Genomic DNA, 11,688 nt, shown 5'->3' with positions numbered 1-11,688 from the left:
CCGTCGTGCCGGGCGCCCCGGCTCAGAGCTTGGACAGCTCGTCCACCAGATCGTCCAGCCCCAGCGAGCCCTGCGACAGCGCCGCCATGTGCCACGCCTTCGCGTCGAACGCGTCGCCGTGCCGCTCGCGCGCGTTCGCGCGGCCCAGCAGCCACGCCCGCTCGCCCAGCTTGTAGCCGATCGCCTGGCCCGGCATCGACAGATAGCGGGTCAGCTCGCTCTCCACGAAGTCCGCCGGCCTGCCGCTGTGGTTGCCGAAGAACTCCTGCGCCAGCTCGGGCGTCCAGCGCTCACCGGGATGGAACGGCGAGTCCGCCGGGATCTCCAGCTCCAGATGCATACCGATGTCCACGATGACCCGGCAGGCGCGCATCATCTGCGCGTCCAGATAGCCGAGCCTGCGCTCCGCGTCGGGCAGGAAACCCAGTTCGTCCATCAGCCGCTCCGCGTACAGCGCCCAGCCCTCGGCGTTCGCGCTGACACCGCCCACGGACGCCTGGTACCGGGAGAGCTGGTCGGCGACGTGGGTCCACTGCGCGATCTGGAGATGGTGGCCGGGGACGCCCTCGTGGTACCAGGTCGACACCAGGTCGTACACCGGGAAACGGGTCTCGCCCATCGTCGGCAGCCAGGTCGTGCCGGGACGGGAGAAGTCCTCCGAGGGGCCGGTGTAGTACGGCGCCGCCGCGCCGCCCGGCGGGGCGATGCGGGACTCCACCTTCCGTACCCGGTCGGCGAGTTCGAAGTGCGTGCCGTCCAGCGCCTCGATGGCCTCGTCCATCAGGGCCTGGAGCCACTTGCGTACCTCCTCCACCCCCTCGATGTGCTCGCCGTGCTTGTCGAGATGCGCCAGCGCCTCCCAGGGGGTCGCGCCCGGCAGGATCCTCGCCGCCTCGGTGGTCATCTCGGCGTGCAGACGGTGGTACTCGGACCAGCCGTAGGCGTACGCCTCGTCGAGATCGAGATCCGTGCCGTTGAAGAAGCGCGACCAGCGGGCGTAGCGCTCGCGGCCCACGGTGTCGGGCGCGTCCTCCACGGCCGGCGCGTACACGTCCCGCATCCAGTCGCGCAGCGCGGTGACGGCGCCGGTCGCGGCGCCCGCCGCCGCGTCCAGCTCCGCGCGGAGCGAGTCGGGCCCGGCCGCCGCGAACTCCTCGAACCAGCCGCGGCCGTCGCCCGCCCACTCCGTGAGCTGGCCGATGAACGTCGCGGTCGGCCGCGGCCCGGCGGGCAGCTTCCGCTCCAGACCGAGGGCCAGCGACTCGCGGAACCCGCTCAGCGCGTCCGGTACGGCGCGCAGGCGCTGGGCCACAGCCGCCCAGTCCTCGTCCGTCTCGGTCGGCGTCACGGCGAAGATGTCGCGGACGGCGTGGGCGGGGGAGTGGATGTTGCTGACGGCGCGCAGGTGCTCGTCGGTGTCGTGGACGGCGAGTTCGGCCGTCAGTCGCTCATGGAGCAGCCTGGCACAGCGTCGCTCCTGATCGCTGTCGGCCCCCGGCAGTCTCGTCGCGACGTCGAGCTTGGCGAGGGTCTCGCGGGCGAGGTCGGCGAGCGCCTTCGCTCCGGCCGGTGAGAAGTCGGGCAGGCGACCGGAACTGGCCGCGACGCCCAGGAAGGTACCGGTGATCGGATCGAGTTCGATGAGTGCGTCGACATAGGCGTCGGCGACCTGGCGGGGCAGCGCGCTGCTGGAAGTGTCTGGCATGGCGACATCCTCTCCGAGGGAGGACCGCGCGTCACCCTCCCTCAGGGCCGGGTCGTCGACGGAATGGCTGATGAAGGGGGCATAAGGGGACCGCAGTCCCACTGCTGGAAGACCAACCGCGTCTCGACACGGGCCACTTCGGGCCGTGAGGTGAACTCGTCGACCACGAGCCGCTGCAGGTCCGCGGTGTCCGCCACGGCCACATGGACCAGATAGTCGTCGGGCCCGGTCAGATGGAACAGCGCGCGGGACTCGGGCAGGCCCCGGATGCGCTCGACGAACGGCTTGATCAGCTCGCGCCGGTGCGGCCGGACCTGCACGGAGAGCAACGCCTGCAGTCCACGGCCGAGTTTGGCCGGATCGACACGGAGCTGATGTCCCAGGATCACCCCGGATCGCCGCAGTCTGGACACCCGGTCCAGACAGGTCGACGCGGCCACGCCGACCTCGGCGGCGATGTCCCGGTAGGTGGTCCGCGCGTCGTTCTGCAGCAGGCGCAGTATGTGCAGATCGACCGGATCCAGTACGACTGACTCGCTCATCCGGCGAACGTAACACGGAGGGTCACCCGTGTTTCCCGCCGGATGTTCAGAGTGTGCGCATGGACTCCATCGACGCCGCCGGCCCGACCGCACCCGTATCCGTAGCCACGCCTGTGGCCGTAGCCGCACCCGTACCCCGCGCACTCGCGACCGAGGCCGTGCACGCGGGGCGGGAGGACCTCGCACGGCTCGGTGTGCACGCGGCACCGATCGATCTGTCGACGACCTACCCCTCGTACGACACCCGTGCCGAGGCCGCGCGGATCGACGAGTTCGCCGCCACCGGCGCCCGCCCCGAGGGACCGCCCGTCTACGCGCGCCTCGACAACCCGACGACGGCCCGCTTCGAGACGGCGCTCGCGCGGCTGGAGGGCACCGCGAGCGCGGTGGCCTTCGCCAGCGGCATGGCGGCGCTGACGGCCGTCCTGCTCGTACGGTCGGGCATGGGGCTGCGCCATGTCGTCGCCGTACGTCCTCTGTACGGATGCAGCGACCATCTCCTGACCGCCGGGCTCCTCGGTACGGAGGTCACCTGGACCGATCCGGCGGGCATCGCCGACGCGATCCGCCCCGACACCGGTCTGGTGATGGTCGAGACCCCCGCGAACCCGACCCTCGCCGAGGTCGACATCGCCGCCGTCGCCCACTCCTGCGGCTCGATACCGCTGCTGGTCGACAACACCTTCGCGACCCCCGTCCTGCAACGGCCCGTCGAGCACGGCGCGCGGCTCGTCCTGCACAGCGCGACGAAGTACCTCGGCGGGCACGGCGACGTCCTCGGCGGTGTCGTGGCGTGCGACGAGGAGTTCGCGCGCAAGCTCCGCCAGGTGCGGTTCGCGACCGGCGGTGTCCTGCATCCGATGGCCGGCTATCTGCTGCTGCGGGGGCTGTCCACGCTGCCGGTACGGGTGAGGGCGGCCTCGGCCACCGCCGCCGACCTGGCGCGCAGGCTGGCCACCGACCCGCGCGTCGCCCGGGTGCACTACCCGAGCATCGGCGGGGCGATGGTCTCCTTCGAGGTGTACGGCGACCCGCACGAGGTGATCGCCGGGGTCCGGCTGATCACCCCGGCGGTGAGCCTCGGCAGTGTGGACTCGCTCATCCAGCACCCGGCCTCCATCAGCCACCGCGTCGTCGCCGAGTCGGACCGGCGTTCGGCCGGGGTGAGCGACCGGCTGCTGCGGATGTCGGTCGGGCTGGAGGACGTCGAGGACCTGTGGCGGGATCTGACCGAGGCGCTCAGCGCCCGGCCTGGTCGCGCAGAGCGATCTCCGGAGTCCCGTACGTCGTCGGCTGTCCGTCCGCCCGCCGATCTTCCGTCCGCTGTTCCGTCCCCTTGAGGCGGGCGGTGACGACCAGCGTGCCACCCTCTATCTGGTAGTCGAGCGGCAGGCCGAGCCCGCGCATGGCGGCGACCATGCCCGTGTTGGACGCCTGGGTGACCGCGTACACGCTCGTGCAGCCGGCCTCGACGGCGAGGGCGACGAGCCGGCCGAGCAGTTCGGCGCCGATCCCGCGCCGCTGCCAGGCGTCCTCGACGATCAGCGCGACCTCGGTCTCGTCGCCGTCCCACAGGAGATGGCCGAGCGCGACGAGGCGCCCCGACGCCGTCTGGACCTTGAGGGTCCGCCCGTGGCGCGGGCTGAGCAGATGGTCGAGATAGCGGTCGGCGTCGCCGACGGGGCCGTGGTAGCGCAGTCCCAGGGTGTGTTCCGAGCAGCGCTCGTGCATCGCCGACGCCGCGTCGACGTCGCTCTGGTCGGCGCGGCGCACGGTGATCCTGCCCTCGGGCAGGGTCAGGACGTCCCGGCTGCGGGGGACGCGCGGGCCGAGGCGCGCGTCGAGTTCGACCAGGGCGCGGGCCCGGGCGAACTCGGTGGGCGTGAACGGCAGGTAGTGGCGCTCGACGCTGATCACGCCGCCGTTCGGGTCGCGCATCCGCATCGTGGTGCCCTCCAGGATGCCCTCGACGGGGGCGTTCGCGCCGGTCGGGCCACCGGTGGGGGAGACCGCGGGCAGTGAGTGGATCGTGCAGCGGCCCAGCAACTGACGCAGGGCGAGGGGCAGTTCGGCCGCGTCCAGGGCGGTACGGGTGGCCAGGCCCAGGATCCGGGTCGGCGCGTCCACGAGATCGTGCGTGTCGGCGCGCTCGATCCAGATGTCGCTGCCGCCCGCCAGTGAGATCTCACGGGTGAGCTGCCGCGCGGGCAGCGAGGCGGGCGCGCGCAGCAGGAACTCGTCCACGGTGCCGGTGGCCAGGGGGTGGGTCTGGAGGGTGAGGATGTCGACCCGGCGGCCGGCGAGGACCGTGCACAGCGCGGCCAGCGAGCCGGGGGCGTCGCGCACGGTGGCGCGCATCCGCCACAGGGCGGTGGCGCTGTCGGCGTCGACGGAGTCGGGGGCGGGGGCGTCGTGGGAATCGCCCGACGGGACGTCAGCCGGCCGTTCCGCGACCGGTGGTGCGTGGCCGTGGTGCCTTGACCACCAGGTGTGGAATCCGGCCGTGATGATCAGGGCGATCGCGGAGGCGACGAGCAGGAACGGTCCGTCCGGCCCGTGCGCGACCATGTTCGCGACAGCGTCGGCGACCGCAACCGCGGTGAACAGGGCGGCCAGTTCGACGAGATCCCGGCGCCAGTGGTGGGGGCGGCGGGCACTCTTCGATGAAGTCACATCGGTCATGGCCTCACTGTGACCCAACGGTGTTGCGCGATCACGAACGTACTGTGACTGATGGGTAAAAGATGCTTCAGTTCGCCTATCAACTACTTTTGGTTGATTTATGGCGCGACGTGTCCGGTCCTCGGGAAGTCTTCGTTCGAGTCCCCGGAGGCGTGACCGACGGTGGTCCGGGACGGGGGCGGTTCACCCGTTCACCACCGGCGAGGTTACCCGCTCCCGGCCGGGCGGGCACCTCGCGGTACCCGCCCTTCCGTGGAGCCTGTTCCTACTGGCCCACCCGTCCCGGCTTCAGGACCTTGCTGAACAGCACCTTGTTCCCCTCGGCCCGCAGCCGCACCGTCAACTCGCCGCTCTCCCCGTCGATGGCGACCTCGCCGAAGTACTGGGACGACTCCATCGGCGAGACGTTCGCCCGGTCCGGCGCCCGGACGAAGACGCGGTTCGGCCCGAAGGTCGAGTCCAGCGCGTTCGCCTGGAAACCGCCCGCCGCCAGCGGACCCGACACGAACTCCCAGAACGGGGCGAAGTCCTTGAACGCCGCCCGCTCCGGCTCGTAGTGCTGCGCCGACGTGTAGTGCACGTCCGCCGTCAGCCACACCGTGCCGGTGATCCGGCGGTGCTTGATGTACCGCAGCAGATCGGCGATCTGCAGCTCCCGGCCCAGCGGCGCGCCCGGGTCGCCCTGCGCGATCGCCTCGATGTCCGCCGTGCCGTCCGGCACGACCAGACCGATCGGCATGTCCGCCGCTATCACCTTCCACACGGCGCGCGACCGCGACAACTCGCGCTTGAGCCAGTCGAGTTGCTCGGCGCCGAGGATGCCCGTCGTGTCGTCCGCCTGCCGCCCGGGGGAGTTGGCGTTACGGAACGAGCGCATGTCCAGCACGAACACGTCGAGCAGCGGCCCGTACCGCACCACCCGGTGCACCCGCCGGTCCTCGCCGCGCGCCCGGAGCGTCCGCACCGGGAAGTACTCGCCGAACGCCCGGATCGAGCGCGCCGCCAGCACGTCGACGTTCTTCTCCTGGTACCGGACGTCGTCCAGGATCTGCCCCGGGTACCAGTTGTTGCGTACCTCGTGGTCGTCCCACTGCACGATCGTCGGCACCTGCCCGTTGAACCGGCGGACGTTGTGGTCCAGCAGGTTGTAGCGGAACTGACCCCGGTACTCGTCCAGCGTCTCGGCGACCTTCGCCTTCTCCTCCGTGACGATGTTGCGCCAGATCCGCCCGTCCGGCAGCGTCACCGACGGCAGCAGCGGACCGTCCGCGTAGACGGTGTCGCCGCTGCACAGGAAGAAGTCCGGATCGAGCCGCCGCATGTCGTCGTACGCGCGGTAGCCGCCGATGTCCGGGTTGATGCCCCAGCCCTGGCCCGCGATGTCGCCCGACCACAGGAACCGCACATCCTGCCGGCGCCGCTCCGGAGCCGTACGGAACGAGCCGTACACCGGCTCGCCCGTACGCCGCGGGTCGTCGGGATCCGTCAGCGTCACCCGGTAGTGCACCAGCTCACCGGCGGGCAGTCCGTGCAGTGCCGTCGTCCCCGTGAAGTCGGTGCCGGGACCCAGCAGCGGGCCGTGCCAGCTGCGCGTACGGCGGAAGGAACTGGTCGCCGAGGTCTCCACCAGCATCCGCGCCGGCCGGTCGGAGCGGATCCACACCAGGCCGGACGACGAGGTGACATCGCCCGTCTGGACACCCCAGTCGGCGCTCGGCCGGCCGGAGAGCGCCTGGGCGGGCGCGGCGCCTGCGACGGTCCCGGCGACGGCCGCGGCGGTCGTGGGCAGGGCCAGCGCGGCGGAGGCGGCGACGGAGCCGCGCAGCACGGTGCGGCGGTCCGTGGCGGGATTCGGGGAACCGGGGGAACTGTTCGTCATCGAGATGCCTCCTGCGGCGGGTCCGGTGTGCCTGGTGTGCCGTGCCATACGTAGCGCCCGGCGGCGGCCGGCACACGAACCCGGGGTGAACAACCCGCCCGCCCCCACGCCCGGATCAGCCGCGCCCGACCGCCTCCGCCAGCAGCCGCACCCCGCGCGTGAGGTCGGACGGCGACTGGTGCGCGTACCCCATGACGAGCCGGACCCGGCCGTCGTCCGGCCGCGCCGTGCCGTGGTACGCCAGCGCGCGCAGCGCCACGCCGGCCGCCGCCGCCCGCTCCAGGAACCGCGCCTCGGGACCGTAACGCCCCGGCAGCACCGCGATGATGTGCAGGCCCGCCGCGATACCGCTGACCTCGGTGCCGGGGAAGTGTTCGTCCAGAGCCGCGATCAGTGTGTCCCTGCGCCGCTGGTACGCCAGCCGGCAACGGCGCAAGTGGCGGTCGTAACCGCCCTGTTCGACGAAGTCCGCGAGCAGTGCCTGCTCCAGCACGGGATTGCCGAGGTCCATGGTGCGCTTGCGCTCGACCAGTTCCTCGGTCAGCTCCTCCGGCGCCAGCAGCCAGCCGATCCGCAGGCCCGGTGCCATCGACTTGCTGACCGAGCCCATGTACGCGACGCGCTCCGGGTCCAGCCCCTGCAACGCGCCCACCGGGGCCCGGTCGTAGCGGAAGTCCCCGTCGTAGTCGTCCTCCAGGACAAAACCGTCCACCGACCGCGCCCAGTCGAGGAGTTCGGTCCGGCGCGCCGCCGAGTACGCGATGCCGGAGGGGTACTGATGGGCCGGGGTCGTCACCACGGCGCGTACACCCGACCGCTCCAGCGCGCCCGGCACCAGACCGTCGGAGTCCAGCGGCAGCAGGACCGAACGCAGCCCGGCCGAACCGAGCACCGCCTTGTTCTCCGGGCTGCCCGGATCCTCCAGACCCATGGTCCGCACCCCGCGCCCGTGCAGCGCGAACCCGAGCAGCGTCATCGCCTGCGCCACCCCGGAACAGACCAGCAGCCGCTCCGGGTCGGCCGCCACCCCGCGCCGCCGGGTGAGCAGCGCCGCCAGCGCCGTACGCAGCTCCGGCAGCCCCCGCGGATCCGGATAGCCGAGCGCCCGGTGCGGCAGTCGCGCCAGCACGGTCCGGTGCGTGGCACCCCACGCGGCGCGCGGGAAGAGCGAGAGGTCCGGCGTGCCGGGCACGAAGTCGGCGCGCGCGCCCGGCGGATGGGGCGCCCGGTCACGCGTCCCCCGGGCCGCCGCGCGTACGGCGTCGCCCACCCACGTCCCGGAACCCTGCCCGCTGCGCAGATAGCCCTCGGCCGTGAGCTGTTCGTACGCGTCCGTGACCAGGCCCCGCGAGACCCCGAGATCGGCCGCGAGTTCACGGCTCGACGGCAGCCGGGTGCCCGCCGCGAGCCGCCCCGACCGCACCGCCTCACGCAGCGCGGACTGGAGCACCCGCCCACGCCGCCGGGCGGGCGCGGAGGCGAGCATCACGTCCCACGCGTCGGTCCACGCCGTACCCGACCCGCTGTCCCCGCCACCGGCCGCCTCGCCCGGAGTGGTCCTCGATACCGTCATGGAAGTGGACCTTAAACCGGACCACTCTCTTTCGTAGCGTCGGCGTCATGAAAGCCACTTCCCCCGGCGCATCGGCCCCCGCCGGGATGCTCCTCGCCGCCTTCGCCTGCGTCCTCGTCGGCGCCTCCTTCACCGCGAACAGCGTTCTCGGCGACTATCCGTACGCCGGCGGCCAGGCCCTCCGCTACGGCCTCGCCTGTCTGCTCCTCCTTCCGCTCGTGGGCAGGGGCGCCGCCGCGCCCCTGCGCGCCCTCACCCCCAGGCAGTGGGGCAGGCTCGCCGCCGTCGCCGGTGTCGGCATGGTCGGCTTCAACCTCTCCGTCATCGCCGCCGAACGCACCGCCGAGCCCGCCGTCCCCGGTGTGTTCGTCGGCTGCGCGCCGGTCGTCGTCGCCGTCCTGTTCCCCCTGCTGAGCCGGCGCCGTCCCGCGCGCCCCGTCGTGTACGGCGCGCTGCTGGTCGCCGTCGGCGCGTTCACCGTCCAGGGCTGGGGCCGTACGGACGCGGCCGGTCTCGGCTGGTCCGTCGCCGCGCTCGTCGGCGAGGTCGGCTTCGCCGTACTGGCCGTCCCCGTACTGCGCCCGCTCGGACCCAGACTGCTCTCCGCGACCGTGGCCGGCCTCGCCGCGATCGAGTCCACGATCGCCGGACTCGTCCTGGACGGCGCCGACTTCGTCCGCGTACCCACCGGCGAGGAGGCGCTCGCGCTCGGCTGGCAGGCGGCCGTCGTGACCGTGGTCGGCTTCATCTGCTGGTACATGGGCATGCAGCGGATCGGCGCCGAGCGGGCCACGCTCTTTTCCGGCCTCATCCCGGTGGCCGCGGCACTCACCGCGCCCCTCGTCGGCACCGGGGCGTACGGCCCCGCCCAGGCCGCCGGGAGCCTGCTGGTGGGCGCCGGAGTGGCACTCGGCTCCGGGGCGTTCCGGGCACGGCGAGCGGCCCGCCGGATCGCGGAGAGGGAGCTGGTCGGCACCCCCTGACATGCCTGTCCGTGTCTGTCCCGACACCTCAGGTCCGCACCCCCGGCGCTCCCACCTGCTGATGCCGTCGTTTCACGCCAAACCTGCGAACTCTGCGTGAACGATCTGTGGCAGAGTGCGATTCCGCCGGTCGATACCCGCAGGATTGGTCTTGACCAACGCGATCGGCCGTCCTACTCTCGGAGAGTTAGTGCAGGAACCTTTAATAAACAAGTGCATGGAAAAGCCGCCGGGGACACGGCGATTGCGGAGGATCACGGTGGGGACCACGCAGCTCGAAACGGTGCCGGAGCCGAAGTACTGGCACCTCAAGACCGTGCTCGGCGAGGCACTCGACTCCGATTTCGCGGTCGGGGAGGTCCTGCCCAACGAACGCGACCTCGCCGCCCGCTTCGGAGTCGCGCGCGCCACGCTCCGCCAGGCACTCGAACAGCTCGAACTCGAAGGCCGGCTGCAGCGCCGCCGCGGCGTCGGCACGACCGTCGCGCCGCCCCGTGTGGGTGTCGACGTGTCGACCACCCAGCAGGAGTGGCCCGGCGCCGACCCGGACGCGTGGCAGCCCGTCGACTCGGTGACGGCCGTGGCGCCCCTCGCGGTGGCCAAGATGCTCGGGACGGACGCGGCCGACGAGGTCCACACGGTCCGCAGGACCCGGGTGACCCACGGCCAGACCGTCGCGGCCGAGCTTCTGTACGTACCGTCGGCGTCCGTGCCGGAGCTGCCCGCCATAGACATTCCCTCGGGCCCCGCCCGCGCGCGCAGCGTGCTGCGCGAGCTTCAGCGGCTCGGCATGGAGGGCCAGGACCGCGCCGTCGAACTGGGCTCGGCCCGCGTGGACGACGCCAAGGAACTGGACCGGCTCCCCGGCGCGCCCGTGCTCGTCGTCACCACGCGCTATCTCGCCGGAGGCCGTACGGCCGCCGTCTCGGTGGCGACCTACCGGGCCGACACCTGCCGGCTCACCTTCGGGGACACCGGTGACGTGCAGATAAGCCACCACGCCGCCGAGCGCAAGGCTTCCTGACCGGCCTCCTGACCGGCCTCCTGACCGGCTTCCGCACCGCGCTCCGCACGCTTCGGCGCTTCTCCCACGATTCGACTCCGGCCCGTCGCCCTGTCTCAGCGGCGGGCCGTCACCGTCCCCTCGACGGCGAACAGTTGCTCCTCGACATGGTCCAGCGCCAGGCGCAGCGCGCCCGTGGCCACCGCCGCCTCGCCCAGCAGCGACAGCGTCACCCTGGGCGGGCGCAGACAGTACCGGGACAGCTCGTCCCGCAGCGGGTCGAGTACGCCGTCGAGACCGGCCGCCCAGCCACCGACGACCACCAGCTCCGGGTCGAGCGCCAGGACCAGCGCGGCCACGTCGTGGACCAGCCGCTGGGTGAACCGCTCCATCGCCTGCTTCGCCCCGAAGTCACCCTGCTTCGCCAGCGCGAACACACGGGCCACCGCCCGCTCGTCGAGCGGATGCAGCGGCTCGTCGGTCGTCGACAGCAGCTTCTCCGGTGTCACCTCGCGGCCCAGCAGATGCAGCGCCCCGATCTCACCGGCCGCGCCGTGGAAGCCGCGGTGCAGCCGCCCGCCGATCAGCGAGCCGGCCCCCGGGCTGAGTCCCGCGAGCACGAAGACGATGTCGTCCGAATCGGTGGCCGCGCCCTTCCAATGCTCGGCGACGGCCGCCGCGTTGGCGTCGTTCTCCACCAGCACCGGACACCGGAACGAGCGCCGCAGCCGCTCGCCGAGCGCCAGGCCCGTCCATCCGGGCAGCGCCGTACCGAGCCGTACCGTCCCGTCGGCCTCCACGATGCCGGGGCTGCCGACACCGACGGCCCGCAGGGAGCTGCGCGCCACCCCCGCGCGGCGCAGCACGTCGCTGACGACGACCCGCACCCGGTCGAGCCGCTCGTCCGCCGACGCGGTCTCCGTGGCGTCGCGCGAACTGGCGCCGATGATCCGGCCGTCGAGCCCCGACAGCAGCGCGGCGACCCGGTGCGGCCCGATCTCGATACCCAGCAGATGCCCCGCCTCGGCCCGGAACCGGAACCTGCGCGCGGGACGGCCCTGCCGGCGGGCCTCACCCTCGCCCGGCGCCGACTCGACGACCAGGCCGTTCTCCATCAGGCCCTCGACGACGCCTTCGACGGTGGGGCGCGACAGTCCGGTGATCCGGGTCAGATCCGTGAAAGTGGGGCAATCGGCGCCTCGCAGGGCGTGCAGCACCACGGCGGAGTTGATCCGCCGCAACAAGGAAGGGTCCCCGCCGGTCAGCCGCCCCACGGTCAGTCCTCCCAGCTCGTGCGCGTGTCTGCCGGATGGTACTCGGT

Annotated in this window: 9 protein-coding genes; 3 read left to right on the top strand and 6 right to left on the bottom strand. The window is 72.5% G+C overall.

The annotated features are described in order from the left end of the window. Positions 1–22: 22 nt before the first annotated feature. Positions 23–1,705, bottom strand: a complete 1,683-nt coding sequence (locus ACFUN8_RS34850) for a DUF885 domain-containing protein (RefSeq protein WP_383646765.1) — start codon at positions 1,703–1,705, stop codon at positions 23–25. Between the two features lie 41 nt (positions 1,706–1,746). Next, the gene (locus ACFUN8_RS34845; RefSeq protein ID WP_383646761.1) at positions 1,747–2,247 is read right to left on the bottom strand and encodes an Lrp/AsnC family transcriptional regulator; all 501 of its coding nucleotides are present in this window, start codon (positions 2,245–2,247) and stop codon (positions 1,747–1,749) included. Between the two features lie 59 nt (positions 2,248–2,306). Here ACFUN8_RS34845 and ACFUN8_RS34840 point away from each other — a divergent pair, with 59 nt between their 5' ends. Then, positions 2,307–3,587, top strand: a complete 1,281-nt coding sequence (locus tag ACFUN8_RS34840; protein WP_383646758.1) for a trans-sulfuration enzyme family protein — start codon at positions 2,307–2,309, stop codon at positions 3,585–3,587. Here the strand turns inward: ACFUN8_RS34840 and ACFUN8_RS34835 are convergent. The 3 genes from ACFUN8_RS34835 to ACFUN8_RS34825 all read right to left on the bottom strand — a co-directional run bounded on the left by ACFUN8_RS34835 (position 3,487) and on the right by ACFUN8_RS34825 (position 8,381). Continuing rightward, on the bottom strand, positions 3,487–4,929 hold the full coding sequence (locus tag ACFUN8_RS34835; protein ID WP_383646755.1) for a GNAT family N-acetyltransferase: 1,443 nt from the start codon (positions 4,927–4,929) through the stop codon (positions 3,487–3,489). The two genes, ACFUN8_RS34840 and ACFUN8_RS34835, sit on opposite strands and share 101 nt — an antisense overlap. A gap of 265 nt (positions 4,930–5,194) precedes the next feature. Then, the gene (locus ACFUN8_RS34830) at positions 5,195–6,808 is read right to left on the bottom strand and encodes an alkaline phosphatase D family protein (protein ID WP_383646752.1); all 1,614 of its coding nucleotides are present in this window, start codon (positions 6,806–6,808) and stop codon (positions 5,195–5,197) included. Between the two features lie 115 nt (positions 6,809–6,923). Next, positions 6,924–8,381: a PLP-dependent aminotransferase family protein gene (locus tag ACFUN8_RS34825; RefSeq protein WP_383646749.1), complete on the bottom strand. Its 1,458-nt coding sequence runs from the start codon at positions 8,379–8,381 to the stop codon at positions 6,924–6,926. 47 nt (positions 8,382–8,428) lie between these two features. Here ACFUN8_RS34825 and ACFUN8_RS34820 point away from each other — a divergent pair, with 47 nt between their 5' ends. Together ACFUN8_RS34820 and ACFUN8_RS34815 are read left to right on the top strand one after the other, a co-directional pair. Continuing rightward, positions 8,429–9,364 carry a DMT family transporter gene (locus ACFUN8_RS34820; protein ID WP_383646746.1) on the top strand — a complete coding sequence of 312 codons (936 nt, stop codon included), beginning with the start codon at positions 8,429–8,431 and terminating at the stop codon, positions 9,362–9,364. A 259-nt stretch (positions 9,365–9,623) separates the two neighbouring features. After that, the gene (locus ACFUN8_RS34815) at positions 9,624–10,388 is read left to right on the top strand and encodes a GntR family transcriptional regulator (RefSeq protein WP_383646743.1); all 765 of its coding nucleotides are present in this window, start codon (positions 9,624–9,626) and stop codon (positions 10,386–10,388) included. 95 nt (positions 10,389–10,483) lie between these two features. Here the strand turns inward: ACFUN8_RS34815 and ACFUN8_RS34810 are convergent, their stop codons facing one another. After that, entirely contained in the window at positions 10,484–11,641 is a 1,158-nt protein-coding gene (locus tag ACFUN8_RS34810) for an ROK family transcriptional regulator (RefSeq protein ID WP_383646740.1), read from the bottom strand. Positions 11,642–11,688 lie beyond the last annotated feature (47 nt).

The sequence above is a fragment of the Streptomyces sp. NPDC057307 genome (assembly GCF_042667665.1).
In the GTDB taxonomy this organism is placed as follows: domain Bacteria; phylum Actinomycetota; class Actinomycetes; order Streptomycetales; family Streptomycetaceae; genus Streptomyces.
The sequence above is the reverse complement of the archived record's forward strand: the minus strand, read 5'-3'. Positions and strand labels throughout refer to the sequence as shown.

What these genes read in the sequence shown, in the direction of transcription:
- ACFUN8_RS34825 (WP_383646749.1), bottom strand. Translation starts at nt 8,381, where the DNA reads ATGACGGTATCGAGGACCACTCCGGGCGAGGCGGCCGGTGGCGGGGAC.
- ACFUN8_RS34830 (WP_383646752.1), bottom strand. Translation starts at nt 6,808, where the DNA reads ATGACGAACAGTTCCCCCGGTTCCCCGAATCCCGCCACGGACCGCCGC.
- ACFUN8_RS34835 (WP_383646755.1), bottom strand. Translation starts at nt 4,929, where the DNA reads ATGACCGATGTGACTTCATCGAAGAGTGCCCGCCGCCCCCACCACTGG.
- ACFUN8_RS34845 (WP_383646761.1), bottom strand. Translation starts at nt 2,247, where the DNA reads ATGAGCGAGTCAGTCGTACTGGATCCGGTCGATCTGCACATACTGCGC.
- ACFUN8_RS34850 (WP_383646765.1), bottom strand. Translation starts at nt 1,705, where the DNA reads ATGCCAGACACTTCCAGCAGCGCGCTGCCCCGCCAGGTCGCCGACGCC.
- ACFUN8_RS34820 (WP_383646746.1), top strand. Translation starts at nt 8,429, where the DNA reads ATGAAAGCCACTTCCCCCGGCGCATCGGCCCCCGCCGGGATGCTCCTC.
- ACFUN8_RS34840 (WP_383646758.1), top strand. Translation starts at nt 2,307, where the DNA reads ATGGACTCCATCGACGCCGCCGGCCCGACCGCACCCGTATCCGTAGCC.